Source organism: Kribbella sp. NPDC048928 (assembly GCF_043197975.1).
Classification (GTDB): domain Bacteria; phylum Actinomycetota; class Actinomycetes; order Propionibacteriales; family Kribbellaceae; genus Kribbella.
The window spans coordinates 47654-68302 of record NZ_JBICUC010000014.1 but is presented as its reverse complement, the minus strand read 5'-3'; the positions used below and the strand labels follow the sequence as shown (position 1 = coordinate 68302).

The window sequence follows — 20649 nt, the reverse complement described above, 5'->3', positions numbered from 1 at the left end:
CCATGTTGGACATAGCGATGCCCCTTCTTGGGGTGTAGTGATCAGGCCCTCACGCTGTCGCCGGCCAAGCTCTGGCGTGAAGGTTCTGGACTTCGGCCCGCCCCACCTGGGGCGGGCCGCCTGCTTTATGCGGTTGTGCTGGGTTCGTTCGTTAGCCAGCCTGAGGGAAATCCATCACCTCTTGCTTCGGCCACCACATGGGGATTCCGTTCTCGTCGAGTTCTTCGCGCTCGAGGAGAGCGTCGATGTAGGCCGCCAGGCTCACACCGGCCGCGTCCGCGACCGCGTTGGCCTTGACCGAGATGCCCGGGCGTACGCGCACCTGCAGGTGAGCAGTGCGCCCGACCTGCTCGCCGTACTTCCGACCTCGCTTACTCGCCATGGCTCGACCCTGCCGAGATCTGCATGCAAAGTCACTGCGCCACGCCGAAGTTTGCATGCAGATCTGCAACTTGTTGCAGGTCAGCGGGGTCCTGCCGTCGGTTAGGCGGAGACGGCTTGATAGTTGCCGTGGGCCAACTTGCGGATCAGATTTGCCCTGGTGAGGACGTTGAGCGCCTCGGCAACACTGCTCTTGGCTGCTGTGGCGGCGTCGACGATGTCGCCTGTCGCCGTGATGCCGTTTCGGATGATGCCGAGTACTTCGGTCTGGACGGGAGTCAGTGCGGGTCTTGCGGGTTCGGGGCGGTGGCCCCATGGGAGTTTGGCTGGTTGAGGCTTGTTGCCGGGGGCCATAAGTTCCTCGAGGTCCTCTGGGAACTCGTGGGTGGCGCCGCGACCGCCGACCTGCCACCGGCCGTCGATCGACGGCCCGAGGATAGACACGATGGCCTTCTCGTCGAACTCGTGCATGTCCGGCTGGTTGAAGAAGGTGTCGAAGGCGGTCGTGGTGGTGTACGGCGGCGCCGGCAGTCCCTGAGCGGCCATGCGTTCGGCGTTCGCTTCGGATGGGAGGTGGTCCCAGCGCGTCGGGGTGTCGTAGTGGGCGTGTACTGCCATGCCGGGCACCGGCCGGCCCTTCTCGTCGCCCGGGAGCTCGTTGGGGTCGAACATGAGTCCGGGGACGAGGTCTGATCCGGACTTCGAGTTGACGCGGAATGCGATGACCTGGCTGGCCCAGGCGGATCGGGGGTGGTCGCTTCCCCATTGGGGTTGGCCCTGTGACTGGTTAAGCGCAAGGCCCCAGATGCCGTAGGCACGGATGATGTTGACGCTCTTGGTCCAGACCCGTTGAGCAAGGGCGTCGTTCGCGATAAGGGAGTATTCGTCGTGCACGAACATCCACCCTGGGACTTCGTTCGTGGGGAAGAGTTGGTCCGCGGCGAGCTCAGCCGCGAGTTCGCCGCGGGCGGCGAGCATGGCCGTGACGAGCCATGGAAGCTTGAGAACGTTGCTCTCTCCGATGACGGCCAGCCGGGCCCTGGAGGCCAGAGCTGTCGACGAGTTGCCCTTGGGGTCCGCGTATAGCAGGTTCAGCAGCCCAGTGGACAGGGCCGCGGTCGTCAGGATATTGGCAGCCTGGGACTTCCCGCCGCCGGTCGAGCCGACGACCATGGTGGGCACGGTTCCACCGTCGTCCCACATCGGCTCCCGAGTGATTGGCTCCTAGGTGGGGTGTTCTTGGGGCCTACGAAGGTGTGCTTGCCGCGCCCCAATATCGGTCGGCTCTGCATCGACACGACCACCCGAAACGGGGGCTTCAACAAGGTCTCAGTGGGCTGGTCCCCCCACCCCAAAAGCGTCCGGATCGGACACCCCAAATCAGGACTGCCCATGCACCCCAAGGACAGCACCCCAATTCGACAGCTGGCCGCGCACTGTCAACGCGCGGAGGGCTACAACAAATATCGCTGTGACCTGCGGGTTTGGGGTAGGCGGCGCTCGTCGGAATTGGGGTGACTGTGTGGGCTTGGGTGGTTGGGGTCTCCCGCCGGGCCAGGCCCGCTTGGCGGGTAGCCAGGTGGCGGCGTTTGTAGCCACTCCCCCAATGGCGCGCGGGTGAGCTCCATGGTTGTCCGGGAGGTGGGCTTCGGTCTCAGCCGATCTTGGCGAAGGCGCTGCGTAGCGTGTCGGCTTGGGCCAGAAGCCGGTGGATGCGGTGTGGCTGCCGGGTGGGCAACGCCACGACGGGATCTGCGACGCGGAGGTCGGCGGTAGCGATCCCGAGCATGGTGATGATCTGGCGGCTCAGGTTGTATTCCTCTACTTCGCGCATCAGCTCGTCGAGCCAGTCGCGGTCCTCCTGGTCGAGATTGAGCCGGCTGGCTTCGGCGTCGAGCCCGGTGGCCACGGAAACGATCTCGTCCCAGTGCGTGGTGAGCCAGAGCATCTCTGGAGACAACTGGTCGGTTCTGTGTTGGCCGTCGTGCGCTTCACGGCGCCGGCGTCGCATGTACTTCTCATCCGGCCCCTCGTCGTGCTGGAGCAAGGCCGTGAGCCGGTCGAGTCGATCCTTGGCTCCTTGCTTCCCAACGCCGACCAGGCGGCCGAGTTCGGCGAGGAAGACGCCGCTAGCGACGCCTGCCTTGAGGAAGTGCCATTCGAGCCGGCGCTGCTCCCACCACAGGTGGTTGCACAGCACGAGCGCGTCCTTCGCGTCTGCGTGTTTGACCCGGGTTGGGATGTTGTTGCCGCTGTAGCGCATCAAGTATGTGAGGACGTCGCGCGGCTCGGCGTCGGGCGCGTCAGGCAGCAGATCCCGGTTCCGGTCGTCGACATCGGCACGCCGCTGAACGATCCGGGCGATCGCTCGGGTGACCTCTTCTCGTGGCGTCTTGGGGGGCGTCGACATACCCGTCAGTATTTCACTGACGCCTAGCGTCACTATTGCTACCGGCTCGATTCCAGCGGAATCATTCCCGTGGATCACACGGAGGCCCAGGAGGTGATTCCGATGGAATCACTGGCTGAGGCGGAGCTGTGCGGGGCGAGTGGGCGCCAGCGCCGATGGGGGTGATTCCGCTGGAATCACCCCCATTCGCCCGGCTACTGGTTGATGGTTCTGCGGCGGCCTGGTCTCAGCTTGGGCGCCACGGTTGGCCAGGGCTGGCCGTCGTTGTACAGATTCTCGAGGTATCTGCAGCGGGCCTCGAGGGCGTCCTCGGTCAACGATGCGAGTGTGTACTCGGCCCCGGTGGCTGCTGTCACGCCATCGACTACGGCTCTCACCCGGTCCTGGATCGCATCGGAAACTTGAGTTGAGAACGGCGAACGTCTCCCCCGTTGTTCGGTCACACGATGTCCTTCTCGATAAACCAATCGGTCAGGGTGTTGAGGTCCTTGGTGATGGCGTCGTCAGGCGCATGGTCTTGGATCAGGAGCTGGTAGGCGTAGGCCTCGGGCACACGTACGCTTCGGCGGAGTACTGGGCTCACCTTGTCGCCATACAGCGCCCGAGCCTGCTCGACGACCTGCTCGTACATCTTCCCGGCCTGCGACGACGGGATCATGCACGGGATGATGGCGGCGAGCTGGAGCCTGGGGTTGTAGGCGTTGCGCACGTCTTCGATGGTGCGCTCGATCTTTGGGATCCCCTGGACTTCTTTGACTTGCGGTGCGATGACGGTCACGACGTTGGCGGCGTCGTTGTCCTTCTTGCCCTTGGCCGCGACGAACGCGCTCACCGTGATGATGTCCAGTGAGCCGGGGCAGTCGATGATGATCCCATCGACGCCGCCGATGAGCGGCTCGAATGCTCGTCTCATGCGTTGTTCTGCACCGACAGGCTGGCGGGCGAGCTCGGTGACTTCCGTGACCTGGCGCTCCGCAGAGGGGATGATCCACAGCCCGGGGATCTTCGTCTGAACGATGGCTTCTTCGAGGGTGCATCGGCCGAGTAGTAAGTCGCCCAGGGTGTACTTGGGGTCTTCGATGCCGAGGTGGTACGAGGCGTTCGCTTGCCCGTCGCCGTCAGCGATGACGATGTTGCGGCCGAGCTTGGCCAGACCGCCGGCGACGCCGATTGTTGTGGTGGTCTTTCCGGCCGATCCGGCTTGGTTGGCGATCGGGAGGATGAAGGTCACGTCGGCACCTGCGTCTCATCTGGTGAGTGGGTGATTCTGCTGGAATCACTGGTGTTGATGCAGTGCTGCTCCCACTCGGTGGGCTTGTATCCGGCCTCGTTTTGCAGGCGCTGGACCCATTCGACTGCGAGTGCCGGCCACTGGTCGTGGGCACCGCGAGTGGAGACTTCCCAGCCCGCCAAGGCGATCGCCCATGCGGCGTGGACTTCGTGGCTGGTGTTCATGATGCTGTCGCGCCACTCTGCCGCGTTCGCCGTGCGTACTCCGAAACTGCTGCCGAGCCATTGATGAGCGATTTTGACCGCAGCCATCTCTGTGCCTCGGAGGACCCCGCGGGCGAGGTCAGCGCGGACCGTGCCAGCTGCGGGAAGTGACTGAACCAGCTTTTCGGCGACCTCGATACGGCGTTTGGATGCCGCTCGCCGTTCGCGTTCTGCTCGGCGAGGATCCGGCGCGGGTGCGTCGGCCGGCGGCGGCGCGGATTCACGGACCGAGGACTCCTGTCCGGCTGGCTGGGCCGGCTGCTCGGCGCTGGTGGGGAGTGTTCGGGTGTAGTACTCGAGGCCGCGGGGGGTGGCCTGAGCGACCAGGTCTCCGACGGCCTTGGCATCTGCGATGGCCTGAGGTTCGTAGAGGCGGTGGGCAGCGGCTTCGGTGAAGGCGGTGGTTGGGTCTACGAGGCTGATGCCTTCGGCGGCAGCTGTGGCGATCGCCTCTGCGGTGACGCGTTCGCTTTCGCGCTCGCGCGTCAAGAGGCGGTGGGCTTGCTCGATCGCGATCTGTCGATCTCGGGCGATCTCGTAGACGGTGTCCTGGTCCTCGCGAGGTACCGCCGAGGCGAGAACGTTCGCGTTGACGAGCGATAGGCGCCCAGCGCGGATCTCATCTTGGAGTGCCGGAGACAGGCCCAGGAGCGCCAGGCGTTTGGAGATGTGCGACTGCGCGCGGCCGTAGTCGTTGGCGATGTCGCGTTGGCTTCTGCCAAGGTCGATCAGCAATTGGAAGCCGCGGGCTTCTTCCAGCGGCGAGAAGTCCTTGCGGGGAAGGTTCTCATGCAGGAAGGTCGCGGCCGAGGAGACTGGATCAGACAGGTCCTCCCTGATGATCGCTGGCAGTGAGAGCATCTCGAGTTCGAGAGCTGCCGCCAGACGGCGGTGGCCGGCGAGCACGACCCACGGGCGGCTGTCGAGAGCTTCGGCGTCTTGGGGGTTTGCGGCGAGCCATGCGGCCGTCCCCGTGATGATGATGGGTTGGAGAAGACCGACCTTCGGGATCGACGCCTTCAGGTCGCTGACGTCGCCGATCTCGTCGCGGGGGTTCTTTGGGTGCCAGGAGATCTGGTCGAGTGCGATCTCGTTGATCATCCCGCCGGCGCGCATCGCAGCGACGAGGCTGGGTCTCGGCGCGGCGGTGATTCCGGTGGAATCACCAGATGATTCGCTGCCAGGCTGATCTTGTGTTGGGGTCAGGCTTGCTCCATCTCGCGTCAGGACAAGTTTGCCCTGGGGGAGCCCGGGGGACCTCTTAGCCATTTATTACCTCCAATGCAGGCAATAGCCTAGGGCTCCGCTGGATCAACGGCTGGAGGCGCTCCCGGGGTTTACGTCAGAGGGGGTGATTCCGGCGGAATCACCCCCCAGCCGAGGACTGCGGCGCGCTATCCGCAGTCGTCGTACGGCAGCGGTTCCGGGGCCCATGCGTCTCGGGTTGTGCGTGGGGTGGGGTCGAGGACGTAGCCGGCGTTGTTGGGGTTCTGTACGACGTAGGGAACGAGCTCCCCTTGTCGAGTGGTCGTGATGACCCCGGCCGCGCAGCAGGTGGAGAACGACTTCCAGGAGTTCGTCGCAGCCCACTGACCGCAGCTATACCTTGGTCCGTTCGCGCGGGGGTACAGCGCGAGCTGCACGGCCGGTTACGGGGCGATCCAGGTGGAGGTGCGGGCGCCGGCGCGGATCGCGTCGAGCCGTTGCCGCAGTGCCGCCGCGTGCGGCGGGCTGTCGGAGGAGCGGCGCAGCGGGCCGGGGATCTGTGCGAGGTCGCGCATGGTCAGCAGGGTCCGGTAACCGGCCCAGTCGCGCAGTTCGTAGCCGTAGTGCTGGACGAAGTCCTGGATCCAGGCCTCGTCGCGTCCGTAGCGGACCCCCCGGGCCCTCGGGTGATTTTGGGCGACTGGGACCGGGTCAGCTGGGGACCGCGTGAGGTCCACCTGATCCCGACCTTGGCACGCGGGTCTCTGTGCCCTGGGCGTTCTTGGTGTGTGCGGGTGTCCCACACACCACCCACGACGCAACCGCCCAGGTCGCCCACCGAAATTCTTTCGGAGCTTAAGGGAACATGTGTTCGACTGTGTGCATTCTGGGGGCATGGTGGGACGGTTCATTGTGTGTGCGGGTACGGCCGGCGCGGCGGATTGGGCTGTTTTCGACAACGCGGCGGGCGGGAACCGTGGGTCGGGGTTGTCGGAGGATGCGGCGTATCGGTTGGCGGCTGATTTGGAGCTGCAGTTCGATGTGTACGGTCCGCGGTCGGCGGCGCATGTTCGGAAGGTGGATCCGCCGGTGGCGGTCGAGCGGGCCGATGCGGCTTGGGTGCCGGTGGGGTTTGTCGATGCGTGGGTTCTCGAGCGGGGGGTGTGGGTGGCCCGGGTGAAGGACCGCGCCAGCAGGTATTCGTGGATCCCGGGCACCGAGCTGCGTCGGGCGGGCCAGTTCTGATGGCCGGTTCGGATGCCGCGAGAAGGGGTCCGGTGATCCGGCTCCAGGACGGTCCGCGGGATCGGTGGCAGTACTACGAGCAGGATTTCCTCGATTGTGTCCGGGCTGCGCAGTTGATGGGCCGGTTGCATGGCCGGTCGATCGGCCATCCGGCGAGTTGGCCGCTGTCGTACGAGCGGCCGGTTTCTGGGCTTACGTGGGTGTGGCAGCCGGGCCGGGATTGTCACCCGCGGCCGCTCGCTTGAGGTTTCGTGCGTGGATGCTGGCGCAGCGTCGGCTGCAGAACTGGCGTCGGCGGGCGGAGTGCAGGGGGCAGAACACTGCACGGCAGTCAGGGTTTTGGCAGGTGACCTCGGTGCCGAGCCGGCCGGTGCCTGTGCGGGCGATGCGGTTGTTCTCGATCGCGGCGGCCGCGGGTTTGAGCCTCTGGCTGAGACGGGCGGCTTGGGCGAGTTGTGGGTCGCGGGCGGCGGTGAACGCGGCTCCGGCGGGGGTGTCCATGCGGGCGGTGGCGTTGGTCTGGATCCGGGTCCGGAGCTCGGTGGAGACGAGTCCGCGGCGGCGTTGCAGCCCGTGGGTCTGGCGGTAGGCGGCGGTGGTGATGCCGTGGCGGCGCCACACGTGGAGGCCGAGGTGGTGGAACGTGTGGCCGCATTCGTGGCAGCGGAGGCCTCCGCTGGCTTCTTCGAGCTTCCCGTAGTGGCCGTGCCCGTCGCGGTCGCCGTACTGCATCCGTGTCCTTCAGGTCTTCTCGTTCGGATCCGGGGGAGTGGTGCCGGGGCCTGCCCGGGGACGGTGTGATTCTGTCAGGTGATTCCGGCGGAATCGTGCGCTCGACCGGGGCGAGCCGGCCGCGGGCTGGGTTACTGGTCGAGGTTGGCGAGGCGGTGTTGGCTGGCGTCGCGGCGTTGCTGTGCGGCGGTCGCGTTGCGGGTGGTGCGGTTGAGCTCGACGGCCAGGGCGCGGGTGCGGCGCTGGTTGTCGCGGAGTTGCTGGCGGGCCTGGTCGAGTTGCTCGGTGAGGTGCTGGATGGTGGCTTCGAGGTCGGCCAGGTGGTGTTCGTGCGCGTCCAGGTCGGCTTGGGCCTGGGCGCGTTCGGTCTCGGCGTCGGCGTAGTCGCGTTCGGCTTGCTCGGCGCGGCCGCGGAGCTCGGCCTTGCGGGTGCGTTGCGCGGCGGCCTGTTGTGAACGCGCCGTCGACGTACGGCGACCGGCGGGTCCGGCGGGGTGTTTTGCGGCGGGTTTGTCGGCGCCCTGGCTGACGGTTGGTGCGGTGCTGCTGCGTACGACGCGGGGTGGGACGGGGGTGAGATCGGCGGGTTCGCCGGTCTCGTTGACGACGCCGAAGCCGACGTGGCGCAGTGCGCTGGTGAGTTGGCCGGTGCGGAGGAGTTGGGCGGCGCTGAGGTCGATGACGGCGGCGTCGAGGGTCTCGGTGAGGCGCTGTTCGGTTTCCTGGCTGACGGTGTGGTTCTGGTTGCGGGCTTGGGTCCGGGCGGCGAGGACGAGTCGCCGGACGAGTCCGTGGCGGGTGAGGGTGAGTTCGCGCAGCCGGCGGCCGTTGCCGGTCCGGTGGGCTTCGCGGAGTTGTTCGCCGAGCTCGGTGAGCTCGTCGACGCCGGCGGGGTCGGCCCGGACGAGGGTGTTGGCGAGCCAGGCGGCGAGTGTGGGTTTGCGCAGCGTCTTGAGGGCGGCGCCGGCGCGGGGGTCGCCGGCGTCCTTGGCCTGTTGAACGTACTGGTTGCGGGCCGCGGTGAACTGTTCGGGCGGCAACCCGTACAGCTGCAGCGCGGCCGCGGTGACGTCCATGTCCTCCACCATGCGTGCGCGGCCGGGCCGACGGCAACGCCCGCCGCAGCTGCCTGCAGGGGAGTGACTGCGGGGAGGGTCCGGCGCATGCTGGGTGGGTGGTGAGCGGAGAGGCTGGCGAGATGCCTGCCGGCGCGGCCGACGATGTGTTGATCGGAGCCGTGCCGTCGGCTCTGCGTTGTGGGAAGTGTGATGGGGCGGCGGTTCCGGAGCATCACCGGCTGTGTCCGCATCGGAGGTCACCGGTTGGTGTGCCCGATCCGGGAGCCGGTGTGCCGGCCGTGCGGCGGCGTCGTGCAGCGGGTGAGGAGGAGGGCTGACCGGCGGGTCCGCGTGACGATCCTGCTGTGTTGGGCGCCGGGCGGGTGGTGCGGCGGTGGTGGGGTGCGTTGCGGGGCTTGGGCACCGGGCGACAGCGTCGGGTCTGCGGGCTCGATGCCCTGCAGATTCGAGTCCCGGCGTGCGCGGGCCCCGGGGAGGCGCGGTTACGGGTCGCGTCTCCCCGGGGTTGCGTTGCGAGGGTCAGGCGGCGGCGAGTTCCATGGCGCGGATGCCCTGGGCCTCTACCTCGTTGGCGGTGTCGGCGCTGCCGGTTTCCCGGATGATCTGCGCGTAGGAAGTGACGGCCTGCATGACGCCGCCTGCGGTGCGCTGGCCTCCTGCGATGAAGTGGTCGAGGATCCCGGCAATCTGGTCCTCGGAGAAGGCGAGCTTCTTCCCGACCGTCCTGACGACCTTGTCCGCTGCGCCGTTGAGCGGCTTGGTCGCGGTGTGCTCCAGGGCCTCGATGGTGCGGGTGACGTAGTCGACGTCAAGGAAGGTTTTGACCGCGTCGGTGGTCTTGGCGCGGACGAGGTCGATCTCCTTGCGGCGGGTCTCGTCGGACCAGCGGATCAGGCCGTCGGCGAGCAGGCCGCCCCGGTGCACCTCCTTGCGGATGTCCTTGGTGATCGTCATGCCGTTGTCGCAGACCTGGACCACCAGTTGGGGAGCGATGGTGTAGGCGCCGCCGCCCACCTCGCTGTTGGAGATCACGAACCCGGCGAACACGGTCGGGTTCTCGTCACCGGTCGCGCCGGTGAACGGGGACCGGTACCCCTTCAGCAGGGTCGGCGCGTAGGCCTTGATCTCCTGGGCGCGGATCCGCACGTACATCCGCGACTCGGTCAGGTCGCAGCCTCGGATGTCGATCTCTACTCCGGCCTTGCGGACTCCGTCGAGCATCGCCATCAGCGCGTCGAGGTTGTCCAGCATCTTGTAGTGCTCGCTGAGGAACGCCCGGCCCAGCCCCGGCCCGTCGGTGCCCTGGAAGGTCCGCATCAGGAACGACCGGTCCATGCCCGGGAACCCCTCACGGATCAGTTCGTGGCGGCCGTTGCGCAGCCGGGTCTTGGCTCGGGCACCCTGCAGCCAGCCGTTGACGTTGGCGTCGAACAGGTCCGGGCGCTCCGCGTGGATCTTCTTCAGGTAGCCGACCGGTACTTGAAGCTTTCCGGCGAGGCCGTTAAGGAACGTCGACGTCGGCCGGTAGGTGCCGTTGACCTGGGTCACGCCGTCTTCGGTGAGCTCGGCTTCTGAGCCGTTGACCACGATCAAGCCCTCCTCGGCGCGGATGTTCGCCGCCGGTGCAACGAAGTCCAGCTTCTCGGTGTGCTGGGACTGCAGCATGCCCATCAGCGACCTGAGGTCGCTGTTGCGCAGGGTGGTCTCGTCGGGGGTGGGGTAGGTCTGCTCAACGGTCATCGGGAGACTCCGGTTCTGCCAGGCGACGGGCCGCCGGTCCTTGGGTTGGCCGACTGTTTTCCGCCCCCTCCTGGCAAGCGGAATCCGGGCCCGTAAGCGGCTGGAGGTCCACTGCCGGTCCGGCCGGGTGCCGGGCAAACTGCGGGGGAGAAGGGAGCATCGCGACCGCCGGAGGAGCCGTTTGTTCGGTGACCGGGCGGCGCCGCAGGCGAGGCAGTTGACCGCAAGACGTGTCGGGCCATGATGAAGTGCCAGGAGGGGGCGAAAAGACGCTTCTCGCAGCGCCGACCCCGGTCGGCTCGTTGATGCGGCCGCAGGCCGGCCGGATCGTGTCCGGAGTTGAGTCCCTGATAGTGGTGTAGCGCGGTCGCCGAGCTCGTCGTGGACGAGGAAGCGGTCACCGCGTGATCCTTCGAGTCAACCTTCCACAGAATCCTCGAGGACCATCACGATGACCGCACCACACATTGTCGACCCTGCCGGGCTGCTTGGCGAGGCGCTCGCCGAGGCCAGCCCTGATCTGATGCGCTCGCTGTTGCAGTCGATCATCAACGCCTTGCTGTCCGCCGACGCCGACGCGGTAGTTGGCGCCGAGTGGGGACGCCCGTCTCCGGGTCGTACGGCGCAGCGCAACGGCTACCGGCACCGCGACCTCGACACCCGTGTCGGAACCGTCGACGTCGCGATCCCCAAGCTGCGCACGGGCACCTACTTTCCTGAGTGGCTGCTGGAGCGCCGCAAACGTGCCGAGTCGGCGCTGATCACCGTGGTGGCCGACTGCTACCTGGCCGGTGTATCGACCCGGCGGATGGACAAGCTGGTCAAGACCCTCGGCATCGACTCGCTGTCGAAGTCCCAGGTGAGCAGGATGGCGACCGACCTCGACGCGGTCGTGGAGGATTTCCGGCACCGGCCGCTCGACGCGTCCGGGCCGTTCACGTTCGTGGCCGCGGACGCGTTGACGATGAAGGTCCGCGAGGGCGGCCGCGTGGTCAACGCTGTTGTGCTGCTCGCGACCGGCGTCAACGGCGACGGGCACCGCGAGGTCCTCGGTCTGCGCGTCGCTACCAGCGAGACCGGGCCGGCCTGGAACGAGTTCTTCGCCGACCTCGTCGCCCGCGGCCTGGCCGGCGTCCGGCTCGTCACCTCCGACGCCCACGCCGGCCTGCGCGAGGCGATCGCAGCCAACCTGCCCGGCGCATCTTGGCAGCGTTGCAGAACGCACTACGCCGCGAACCTGATGAGCATCTGTCCCAAGAGCATGTGGCCGGCGGTGAAGGCGATGCTGCACTCGGTCTACGACCAGCCCGACGCCACCGCCGTGCACGCCCAGTTCGACCGGCTGCTCGACTACGTCGCGGAGAAGCTGCCCGCCGTCGCCGATCACCTCGCCGGCGCCCGCGAGGACGTATTGGCGTTCACCGCATTCCCCAAGGACGTCTGGACCCAGATCTGGTCGAACAACCCCGCCGAACGCCTGAACAAGGAGATCCGGCGCCGCACCGACGCGGTCGGCATCTTCCCCAACCGCGACGCGATCGTCCGCCTCGTCGGCGCCGTCCTGGCCGAACAAACCGACGAATGGGCCGAAGGACGACGCTACCTCGGACTCGACGTCCTCGCCCGCTCACGCCTAACCAGCCACACCAACACCCAACCCGAGATCGACACCGACGACCTCCCAGCACTCACCGCCTAAACCCCACCCCAGGATCACGCAGCACTACACCACTTCCAGGGACTTGACCGTGTCCGGACACCCCAGCTCGTCCCGGACTTTCGGCCGCCGGCGCAGGGTTCGGTACGCCGTACCGGCGCGCTGGCCGCGGTTGAGGGCTCGATGCCCGATGACGCGGGAACCGGCCCGCACCCCTCCTGCACGCTGGGAGCAGGAGGAGCCGGGGTCTTACTACTGCGCTTCGAACGTGGCGCGGGTCAGAGCGGAGTACGGCGCGAACCACACGTCGGGTTCGCCGATCACTTGCACCCAGATCCGGCCCGGCTGCCGCACAGCTGTCAGCCGCCGGCCTTCGATCGTGACCGTGCCACGCTCCCCGGACGGGAGTCCGTGCCCAAACGCCGGGTTCGGGTAGAGGACAAAGGTGCCCGTTTCGGTCGTGTTGTCGTCGTCGCTCATCGCCTGTTCCGTTCTGCCGGGGTGGTTGTCAGGTTGTCGGCGTCTGGTTCCGCCGGGTCGACGGTGACCCCGAGACGCTGCCAGGGGTCACCGTCAGGGCCTGGGGTCAGGCCGCGAACAAGCTGTCTTGCGCGGGCCGGTAGCGGCAGTCGACCGGCTCGCCGTGATGCCGCCCGGCGCACTCGATCCCGGTCAGCGTCCGTTCCTTGCGGGTCAGGCGGCGCCGGGTGTCGGCCTCGAGGTCGTCGATCTGCGTGCCGTGCAGCGCCTCGACGTGGTCCATGTACTGCGCGGCGGCGAGTTCGTCGCCCGGGAACTGCTGCCCGGGCATGACCACCCTGAACGCGCGGGCGTACAGCCCGAACGCGGGCGAGGTGAGCGGGGCGTTCCTGCTTGCGTCGCTCGCGACACAGCAGATCTCCGCCGACGTTCCGGGGCGGGTGTCGGCCCCTGCCGCGACCCGGTCGAGGATCTCGCGGCAGTACGCCCGGTACAGCGACTCGCTCCCGTCCATCAGGGGATGCACCGGGGTCAGCAGGCTGAAGCTGTGCCAGATCGCGTCCGCCGCGCCGGGGCGCCGCCGCTGGGCCTGCTTGATCTCGTCCTCGGCCCACTCCATCGCCCCGAACAGGGACTCAATCGTCTTCAACTCCGGCAACAGCTCGGCCAACGCGTCGGGCGTGTCCATGGTGTTGCTGGTGGTGTTGCTGGTGGTGTTGCTGGCGATCTTGGCAACGGTCATCGGGAGACTCCGGTTCTGCCAGGTGACGGGCCGCCGGTTCTTGGTTTGACCGACTGTTTTCCGCCCCCTCCTGGCGCCGGAATGTCCCGCCCGTTTGAGCGGCTGGAGTGCAACTGCCGGTACCGGCCGGGCGGGGGAGAACTTCACCGAAATAAGGGAGCTTCGCGACCGCGGTGCAGTTGTTCACCGGCCGGGCGGCGCCCTGGGGCGCGGGAGTTGCGCGGAGGTCGCGGCGGGCGAGACTGGAGGGCCAGGAGGGGGAGGAAACTCTGTGCGCAGCGCCGACCCCGGTCGGCTCCTATTTCCCGGCCGCAGGCCGGGAGGATCATGTCCGGACACCCGCCATCACCTCGGACCGCTGGCGCCGGCTACACGGGTCCGGTGCGCGATACCCGGGCGCTGACCGCGGTCGAGGGCTCGATGCCCGAGAACGCGGCACCCCGCGCACCGGTACCAGGGGGTGCCGCGTTCCGATCGGCACGCGGCACCCCTCCCAACTGTCAGGCGACAGGATCAGCTGGATGAGCTGGGGTGGGCGCCGGACGCGATCGCGCCGACGAGAGCCGTGAAAGCCGCAATGACCTCGCCCAGGTCGGCCTCGGCGTCGACGTCGATGACGTGGGCACCGTGATCGGCCGTCACCGGGCCCGGGAGCACTTCGTCGGGCCACACGGCGACGATGTAGCCGAGTCGATCGGCCTGCCTCACGAGGGACCTGAATGCCTCGATCTCGGCCGATTCAGGATCTCGTGGATGACTGTCGAGCGCCGGGTCGCCGGGCATCACCTCGCACATCACTGCGGGCTCCGGTGCGGCCACCTGCGGTGTGTGCGTCGCAGGACCCGGCGTGCCTGCCGCTGGGTCAAGACCGCGCCGAGCGGTCGCCGGGTCTGCGCGACGATCAGCGCCGCAACGTCGCCTTCGCACCGCACGTCGAGTTCGGAACAGTCGATGCCGTCCGGGTTTTCGGTGTCGTCGCGGGTGATGAAGAACTCGGCCATGGTTGCCGTGTTGGGGCCTCGTCCCCACCCGTACGTGCCCGGACCGGCGACAGCGGCGTACGCGGTGCGGTCCTCATCGAACGGGTCGGCGTACTGCGCCCCGGCATACAGCGTCACGACCCCACACCCCGATTCGTCCACGAATGCCCACACTCCCTGCTCACGGACGAGGGCGGCCACGACATCCAGGTTCACAGTGACACCGGTACTGCCCGTGCTGGTACCGCCGCTGGTCGTGCCGCGCTTGCCTGGGTGCGGGGCCTGCTGGCGGCTCTGGTCCTGGCCCTTGTTGTGGTTGCTGGTCATCCGTAGCACTGCAGGTGTGCCCATCACGGCACTCCGTCCTGTCCGGCGGTGAGAGTGTCAGCCCTGGTTAACCGACTTTCTTCCTCCCCCTCCTGGCAAGCGAAGCGGAGGGCCCGTAAGCGACAGGGGTGCAACTGCTGTCCCCGCAGGGGCCGCCGGAGGCGGTGCGGTTGCGGCCCTGGCGTGTCGGGCCATAGTGGAGTGCCAGGAGGGGGAGGAAGCACCTGTACAGCGCCGACCCCGGTCGGCTCGACCAGCGGCCGCAGGCCGGCCGGATCATGTCCCTGCACAAGCCAACTGCCCGGCTGCAGGCCGGGCAGTCAGTGTGTGATCGGGTGGTCTGGGTGGTTCGGTCAGCGGATGGTCGCGGGTGCCGTCACGGCATCCGGCCGAGGGACCACACCCGCACGCCGTCGTCGACCTCGTACAGCACGCGGTAGTCGCCGACGTGGAGCCGGTAGAGCAGGCTGTCGCCCCAGTGCACGCTGTCCGGCGGGGCCGGGTCTTTCACCAAGGCCTTCACCGCGGTCATCACCTGGCGCGCCGCGACGACGTCCTCGGCGGCCAGCGCCCGGTAGGCCTCGATGAAGCCGAGCTCGAGGACCAGCGGCAGCGAAGGTTCGCTCACTGCTCCTGGACCGCTTCAGCCTCGGCCAGGATCTGCTCCATCATCGCGAAGCCTTCCTGCGCCGGGATCCACTGCGGTCCGCGGGCGTTGATCGTCTCGATCTCGGCGCGGTCGGCGGCCTCCTCGAGGGCCTGGTACCGCTTCAGGGCCTCCGGAGAGATCACCACCGCGGCCGGCTTGCCGTGGTCGGTGATGGTGATCAGCTCGTGCCCGTAGCGCACCCTGCTCACCAGTTCCTTCGTGTTGCGAGCTGCTTCGGTCATGGAGTACGTCGTCGCCATGCACGCCACCATACGCCGTTCACCGCAAAATACAGAGATTACGTAATTTGCGCCGCGTGGCGTGGCGCAGACCGGCCGGGCCGTCCGTAGAGTCGAAGACGACGCGGGCGCACCCGGCGCCCAGGACCCTGGGGAGCGGTCAGTGAGCGACAGCACGCCCGATCAGCACGATCAGCCCGATGCCACACCGACCGGGCCGGGGATGGCTCGGGGCGTGCTCGACGGCGTCGGGCCGGCGGACTTGTCCGACGCCGACGGCGTTTCGTACGAGGTCGCGGTCGAGGCGATCAACCGGGTGGTCGGCGCCTACTCCGGGCTGATCGGTGACGAGGAGAACGCGGCCGCGCCGGACGCCGGCAAGATCGCCGGGTGGCGTGAGGCGAAGCTGGCGTGGGCTGCGCGGCGCCGGGCACTGTCGCCGGGCGACGCGGCCGCCGTGCAGGCGGTACGCCGTGAGGCCGCGGACCTGGTGCGCGCGCTCACCGGACACTCCCAGCGCTGATGGCAGAGGTCGATCGCAGCAGGTACCTGCTGACCGAGGAACACAACGAACGGATCTTCCGCGAGGACATCGTCCCGGCCGAACTGCCGGGCACGTCGCAGCGGGATCCGGTGGTGGTGTTCGTCGCGGGGCAGACCGGTGCCGGGAAGTCGGCGGTGACGGCGCTGGTGGAGGGCGTGCTGGCGCGCCGCGGCGAGGCGGTCAACATCGACCTCGACACCTACAAGCCGCACCACCCGCGGTACCAGTGGCTGGTCGACAACGACGACGCCACCGCCGGCGCGTACACGAGCATCGACGGCCACAAGTGGATGGAGAAGGCCGAGGCGTACGCCATCCAGCAGCGTTTCGACGTGGTGATGGAATCGGCGATGCGGGATCCGCGCGACTTCGAGGAACCTGCGCGCAGGTTCCGTGCCGCGGGCTACCGGGTCGAGGTCGTGATCGTCGCGGTCGACGAGTCACTGTCGAGGCTCGGCGCGCTCGACCGGTACCTGCAGCAGACACAAGACCTCGGCGCCGGCCGCGTGATCGACGCGGCGATCCACGACGCCTGCTACCGCGGCGTGCTGCGGTCGGCCGACGCGATCGACACCGAACGTCTGGCCGACCACGTGTTCGTGTCCCGGCGCGGTGGGGACATCGTCTACGCCAACCACCTCGGCGCGGACGGAACCTGGGCACAACCGGCCGGCACCCGGACCGCCGTCGAGACCGAACGCGGCCGCACCTGGACCGAGGCCGAGGCGAACCGTTTCCTCGGAAATCTCCAACGGCTGCAGGTCCTTGCCGGTCAGCTGCCCGATGCCGCGCAGCGTTTCGCGCGGCCCGAGGCCGCCGCGGTCGTCGAATTGGCCGGTCGCCTGCTCGAGGCCCCGGCACGTGTGCGTGCGGCCGAACTGGCCGCGGGTATGCCGCAGCCGGACAGCGACACGGCGATCGGCCTCCTGGCCATGAGCCACTCCGCAGGCCCCAACCGGGCCGTCGCATCGATCGGCCCGGGCACCGCCCGGCCAGTCACCGGTCCCGCGGCAGGTACGGCGGCCGAACCTCGCCGGGCCGAGGTCGATCGGACCGGTGAAGACCAGGGGTTCTGACCGCGCGGACCCGGCGCCAGTACGGCGTCCGGGATAGTTTTGGGGCGTGCGACGAGCCGTGATCATTGACCTGTTCAGCACCCTCATCCCCGGCGGTCAGGCCGAGCGGGCCGCGGTGCATCGCGAGATGGCCCGGATCGTCGGCGTGGATCCCGACGACCTCGCCCGCGCGTTCGACGAGACGCTGTACGAGCGGTTCAGCGGCGCGTACGGCGATCTCACCAGCACCCTGAGCGCCCTCGCGCGCCGGTGCGGCGCGGACCCGACCGCCGGCCAACTGCGGGCCGCTGCCGAACTGCGCAGCAAGCTCGCCCGGCAGCTCGTCGGCGCCGCACCCGCCGGCACGCTCGACGCGCTCGCGCAGCTGCGCGCGGCCGGCTGGCGCACCGGGCTGGTCAGCAACATCACCTCCGAAACCATGCAGCAGTGGCCCAGCAGCGCCCTGGCGCAGTACTTCGACACCACGGCGTTCTCTGCCGAGGTCGGCGCCGCCAAACCACAGCCAGCGATCTACCTGGCCGCCTGCAGCGCACTCGACGTCACACCGGCCGAGTGCTTCTACGTCGCGGACGGCAGCGACAACGAACTCCAGGCCGCGGCACAGCTCGGCATGCACGCGATCCGCACGACCGAACACTCCGACAGCGACCCCAGCTGGACCGGCCAGACCATCGGCTCGTTCGCCGAGCTCCCCGCGCTTCTCGGCGTCGCGCCAAGGGCTTAACGAGCCTCATCCATCGCCGGGGATCATCTCGCCGTCGAGCGGTCGGCGGTGGGATGGTCAGCAGCCAGGTGAGCACGGCCTGGATCTCGTCGATCTCGATCGTCGCTGGTTGGGTGGTCGCCGGGCGCGATCATCACCGCCCTTGCCGGTATCGGCGGAATCAGCGCCAGCACCGACAGGACCGGCCGTTCAGAAGACCCGGGGAGGTGAAGGGAATCGGACCGTTCGGATGATCGGCCACGTGTCGTTGCCGATCGTCACCTCGCAGCGGAGGCTGATGATCTGCGTCCTGGCGTTGTCTACCCAGATTCCTTTGACCGCGGTCATGCCGGCAGCCATCGCCGGAAGGCTGACCGCCTCCCCGAAGTTGAACACCTCCTCGCCCGGGCTTGCACCAAGACCGGTCACCGCCTTCGGGTCGTAGCCAGGCACCAGCATGATCGAGCCTGCCTCGATGTCGCGGTTGCAGCTGAATTTCAGCTCGTACCCGTGAGTGCCCTTGTGCCTCTTCCCCTTCTCCAGAACGACTTCTGGTTCTGCTTGCCGGTGCCAGTCTGCGTACTGGATCTTCCGCGCCGATCGCGCCTCCTCGACCGCTCGGCCGGAGATTTCGTTCGCTTGCTTCGCCTGTTCGAGGGCAGCCGTGGCGGTGCGGTTGGCGGCGCGCGCAGCACGCAGCATGAGGTACGACGGGACGAGTGCGATCACCGCTCCGACCAGCGCGCCGATCAAGCCGTCCCACAGCGATAAGTCGTTCATGCCTCGCACTGTGAGGCATCCGACCGACAAAAGATCACGAGAGGGCGGCGGTACCGACAGAGCCACAGCCTCTACCTGGACCGCACCCAGTAGTCAGCGCGCGCTCAGCTCGTTTGCGGCTGGTGCCGCCAGCCTGTCAGTCGTATTGGGTTGGATCCCAAGTTGCACGAAAGGCGGTTTCGTTGAGCCGGGTGTTCCAGATCCGGATGCTCCGGTCCGTGGGCCACAGTTGGAATCCCTTGCGCTTTAGCTCGCAGTACCAGTTGAACGTCTCGATCCGGGCGGCTTTCAGGTCCAGCACCTCGTCCAAGACCGGGATCAGGTCAGAGTCCGAAGTCGCCAGGATGACCAGGTCGGTAGCTGGGTCGGCGGCTGCTCGCACCGCCGCGAGGGCGCACATGACGTCGACGCCCTTCTCCTTCGGCTTGCCCTTCACGATCCTCTTGCCTGCGTGATCAGTCGCCGGCTTTCCGTCGGCAGCACGTTCGTACTCGTACTTGAGTGGGCGCAGCGTGACCTGAACTCGTCGATCACGCTCCCAATGTGCCTGCTGAGCGAGATTCCGGGCGTATCCGTCGGGGTCATGATCGACAGAGGGGTGGCCACGGAAGACTTGGACTCTGCGTAGAACCGCCTGCGGCATTGCGGCCGGTTTGCGGGCGTTGCGAACCTGGAGCAGCCGGGTCGCGAACAACAGCGGGTCGATCAGCGTCTCGTGTCTTCCCAAGTCGCGAGTCGATTCGAACAATCCGTGCCCGGTTAGGTGCACGTTCTGGTAATCAACGATGATCGACGTCCGCAGCTCAGCGCCCATCGGCCCCCCCTCAGGACAAAAAAACCCCACCAGTCCCGGAGGACGGTGGGGAGCTAGGGCTCAATAGTTACACCCAGGGTTCCAACCGTCAACTCAGCGGTATCTCGCCCCGGCCCTGCCCCTGCCCACCACGGCGTGAACCGGTGGTGGGCGGAACTGGCCGTCATACGAAATTTCGGTGCGCTCAGATCGCCTTCTGCAGCTTGAGGGTTTCGAGCAGCTCGATCGCTTCCACGAGTTCGGCTTCGGCCTCGATCGCCCGGGACCGGTTCGCCTCGAGCCGCCGGGCCAAGTGTTCGGCGCGCTCGCGCGCGGCGTCCAGTGCAGTCCGCGAGCTGGCACGGTGCCGGCCGTCGGAGACCTGCATCGTGCTGCTGTGCCCGGCGGCCCAGCCGACGAGGACGCGATCGTTGTGCAGGCGCTGCTCGCCGGCCTGGAACATTGAGCGCGCGATCCGCCACGTCTCGTCGGCCTGTGTGGGACTCGTCCGGTCGAACTGTTCTCGGAGCAGGTTTAGCAGGCCACGCGTGCTGTCCTCGTCGCCGTGGGCAAGCCGGTCACGCACCTGCCAGAGCTCGGTCTGCTCCTTCGGCGTGGTCCCCAGAGCCTCGGCGAAGTCGTACAGCCGCTGGGCGGTGGGAAGCCGCTGCCCCTTGAACCACTCCGACAGCGTGCTCTTCGGGATCCCGGTCTTGTCCTCAAGGGCGCGCAGGGTCGGCAGACCGCTGCGCTCGCTCAGCGCGCGCAGATGCTCGCCGAACCCCAGCAGGGTGGTGACGTGCTGGAGCGAACCACTGTTGCCGTGGTCGGGGTCCTTGATCGCGGCAACCGCGCTGTTCGCCGCATCCCACAGCGCCTCCCACAGCCGCAGGAACCGCGGACTGGAGATGCCGCAGCCCACCAGGTACGCCTTGGCCACCGGCCAGCTCGGGAGCTCGTCACCCTTCGCCGCCCGCACCATATGTGCATGCGAGTACGGCCGCTTCGTGTCCGGCCGGACCGTGCGAGCCGCCAGCTCGCGATAGGTGATGCCGGCGCGCTTGCGCTGGTTGCGCAGGTAGCTGGCGAACTCAGCGACCGGGCCAGTCGTGGGATCCAGGTCGGACTCGGTCCGGGGCATCAGTCACCCACCCCCAGAGTCTTCTGCGCGGGGTTGACGATCTGGCCGCCGGCCCGCACCGCGGCCAGGACGGCCAGGGAGACGAAGCCGCCGGCAGCAGCGACGGGGAGGCCGGTGTTCAGGACGAGCATCGCGAAGCCCAGCACCGTCACGAAGATGACGATCTTGATGATGATCACGACAGTCGGCGGGACCGGGCGTGCGGGCAGGGCAGGAGTCGGTACAACAAGCATGGGACGTTGGGATCCTCT

General features: G+C 67.8%; 24 protein-coding genes. 5 read left to right on the top strand and 19 right to left on the bottom strand.

The features are described from left to right. Positions 1–151 precede the first annotated feature (151 nt). From ACGFI6_RS40520 to ACGFI6_RS40495, 6 genes are all read right to left on the bottom strand, one after another. Positions 152–382, bottom strand: a complete 231-nt coding sequence (locus ACGFI6_RS40520) for a hypothetical protein (protein WP_393128029.1) — start codon at positions 380–382, stop codon at positions 152–154. A gap of 101 nt (positions 383–483) precedes the next feature. After that, positions 484–1563: a hypothetical protein gene (locus ACGFI6_RS40515; protein WP_393128028.1), complete on the bottom strand. Its 1080-nt coding sequence runs from the start codon at positions 1561–1563 to the stop codon at positions 484–486. Positions 1564–2035: 472 nt separating this feature from the next. Then, a complete protein-coding gene (locus ACGFI6_RS40510) occupies positions 2036–2791 on the bottom strand; it encodes a hypothetical protein (protein ID WP_393128027.1) in 756 nt (251 codons plus the stop codon). A gap of 439 nt (positions 2792–3230) precedes the next feature. Next, positions 3231–4022, bottom strand: a complete 792-nt coding sequence (locus tag ACGFI6_RS40505) for a ParA family protein (RefSeq protein WP_393128026.1) — start codon at positions 4020–4022, stop codon at positions 3231–3233. Next, complete coding sequence (locus tag ACGFI6_RS40500) at positions 4019–5386, bottom strand: ParB/RepB/Spo0J family partition protein (RefSeq protein WP_393128025.1); 1368 nt, start codon at positions 5384–5386, stop codon at positions 4019–4021. Before ACGFI6_RS40500 ends, ACGFI6_RS40505 begins: the two co-directional genes overlap by 4 nt. Positions 5387–5934: 548 nt before the next feature. Beyond that, a complete protein-coding gene (locus ACGFI6_RS40495; RefSeq protein ID WP_393128024.1) occupies positions 5935–6228 on the bottom strand; it encodes a hypothetical protein in 294 nt (97 codons plus the stop codon). Between the two features lie 340 nt (positions 6229–6568). Here ACGFI6_RS40495 and ACGFI6_RS40490 point away from each other — a divergent pair, with 340 nt between their 5' ends. Then, entirely contained in the window at positions 6569–6736 is a 168-nt protein-coding gene (locus tag ACGFI6_RS40490; RefSeq protein WP_393128023.1) for a hypothetical protein, read from the top strand. Between the two features lie 192 nt (positions 6737–6928). Here the strand turns inward: ACGFI6_RS40490 and ACGFI6_RS40485 are convergent, their stop codons facing one another. The 3 genes from ACGFI6_RS40485 to ACGFI6_RS40475 form a co-directional block, all read right to left on the bottom strand. Continuing rightward, positions 6929–7468 (bottom strand): MucR family transcriptional regulator, encoded by a 540-nt coding sequence (locus ACGFI6_RS40485; protein WP_393128022.1) that lies wholly within the window; start codon positions 7466–7468, stop codon positions 6929–6931. Between the two features lie 131 nt (positions 7469–7599). After that, positions 7600–8544: a hypothetical protein gene (locus tag ACGFI6_RS40480; protein ID WP_393128021.1), complete on the bottom strand. Its 945-nt coding sequence runs from the start codon at positions 8542–8544 to the stop codon at positions 7600–7602. Positions 8545–9066: 522 nt separating this feature from the next. After that, entirely contained in the window at positions 9067–10287 is a 1221-nt protein-coding gene (locus ACGFI6_RS40475) for a DUF932 domain-containing protein (protein WP_393128020.1), read from the bottom strand. A gap of 451 nt (positions 10288–10738) precedes the next feature. On the opposite strand from ACGFI6_RS40475, the gene ACGFI6_RS40470 reads away from it, so the two are divergent. After that, positions 10739–11986 carry an IS256 family transposase gene (locus tag ACGFI6_RS40470; protein WP_393128019.1) on the top strand — a complete coding sequence of 416 codons (1248 nt, stop codon included), beginning with the start codon at positions 10739–10741 and terminating at the stop codon, positions 11984–11986. A gap of 210 nt (positions 11987–12196) precedes the next feature. On the opposite strand, the gene ACGFI6_RS40465 is transcribed toward ACGFI6_RS40470, so the two are convergent. The 6 genes from ACGFI6_RS40465 to ACGFI6_RS40440 all read right to left on the bottom strand — a co-directional run bounded on the left by ACGFI6_RS40465 (position 12197) and on the right by ACGFI6_RS40440 (position 15382). After that, a complete protein-coding gene (locus tag ACGFI6_RS40465; protein ID WP_393128018.1) occupies positions 12197–12424 on the bottom strand; it encodes a hypothetical protein in 228 nt (75 codons plus the stop codon). Between the two features lie 106 nt (positions 12425–12530). After that, the gene (locus ACGFI6_RS40460) at positions 12531–13166 is read right to left on the bottom strand and encodes a hypothetical protein (protein WP_393128017.1); all 636 of its coding nucleotides are present in this window, start codon (positions 13164–13166) and stop codon (positions 12531–12533) included. Between the two features lie 513 nt (positions 13167–13679). Further along, complete coding sequence (locus ACGFI6_RS40455) at positions 13680–13985, bottom strand: hypothetical protein (protein ID WP_393128016.1); 306 nt, start codon at positions 13983–13985, stop codon at positions 13680–13682. Continuing rightward, positions 13961–14497: a hypothetical protein gene (locus tag ACGFI6_RS40450; protein WP_393128015.1), complete on the bottom strand. Its 537-nt coding sequence runs from the start codon at positions 14495–14497 to the stop codon at positions 13961–13963. Before ACGFI6_RS40450 ends, ACGFI6_RS40455 begins: the two co-directional genes overlap by 25 nt. Positions 14498–14849: 352 nt before the next feature. Beyond that, positions 14850–15101, bottom strand: a complete 252-nt coding sequence (locus ACGFI6_RS40445) for a type II toxin-antitoxin system RelE/ParE family toxin (RefSeq protein ID WP_393128014.1) — start codon at positions 15099–15101, stop codon at positions 14850–14852. Further along, complete coding sequence (locus ACGFI6_RS40440; RefSeq protein ID WP_393128013.1) at positions 15098–15382, bottom strand: type II toxin-antitoxin system Phd/YefM family antitoxin; 285 nt, start codon at positions 15380–15382, stop codon at positions 15098–15100. Before ACGFI6_RS40440 ends, ACGFI6_RS40445 begins: the two co-directional genes overlap by 4 nt. Positions 15383–15524: 142 nt before the next feature. On the opposite strand from ACGFI6_RS40440, the gene ACGFI6_RS40435 reads away from it, so the two are divergent. From ACGFI6_RS40435 to ACGFI6_RS40425, 3 genes are read left to right on the top strand one after another with little or no spacing between them, the layout of a single operon-like run. Beyond that, positions 15525–15884 (top strand): hypothetical protein, encoded by a 360-nt coding sequence (locus ACGFI6_RS40435; RefSeq protein ID WP_393128012.1) that lies wholly within the window; start codon positions 15525–15527, stop codon positions 15882–15884. Next, positions 15884–16981: a zeta toxin family protein gene (locus tag ACGFI6_RS40430; protein WP_393128011.1), complete on the top strand. Its 1098-nt coding sequence runs from the start codon at positions 15884–15886 to the stop codon at positions 16979–16981. The genes ACGFI6_RS40435 and ACGFI6_RS40430 overlap by 1 nt, the downstream gene beginning before the upstream one ends. Positions 16982–17027: 46 nt before the next feature. Next, a complete protein-coding gene (locus tag ACGFI6_RS40425) occupies positions 17028–17705 on the top strand; it encodes an HAD family hydrolase (protein WP_393128010.1) in 678 nt (225 codons plus the stop codon). Between the two features lie 189 nt (positions 17706–17894). Here the strand turns inward: ACGFI6_RS40425 and ACGFI6_RS40420 are convergent, their stop codons facing one another. The 4 genes from ACGFI6_RS40420 to ACGFI6_RS40405 form a co-directional block, all read right to left on the bottom strand. Next, positions 17895–18464: a hypothetical protein gene (locus ACGFI6_RS40420; protein ID WP_393128009.1), complete on the bottom strand. Its 570-nt coding sequence runs from the start codon at positions 18462–18464 to the stop codon at positions 17895–17897. Between the two features lie 136 nt (positions 18465–18600). Further along, a complete protein-coding gene (locus ACGFI6_RS40415) occupies positions 18601–19278 on the bottom strand; it encodes a hypothetical protein (RefSeq protein ID WP_393128008.1) in 678 nt (225 codons plus the stop codon). A gap of 184 nt (positions 19279–19462) precedes the next feature. Next, positions 19463–20398, bottom strand: a complete 936-nt coding sequence (locus ACGFI6_RS40410) for a helix-turn-helix domain-containing protein (RefSeq protein ID WP_393128007.1) — start codon at positions 20396–20398, stop codon at positions 19463–19465. After that, on the bottom strand, positions 20398–20631 hold the full coding sequence (locus tag ACGFI6_RS40405; RefSeq protein ID WP_393128006.1) for a hypothetical protein: 234 nt from the start codon (positions 20629–20631) through the stop codon (positions 20398–20400). The genes ACGFI6_RS40410 and ACGFI6_RS40405 overlap by 1 nt, the downstream gene beginning before the upstream one ends. Positions 20632–20649: the final 18 nt, after the last annotated feature.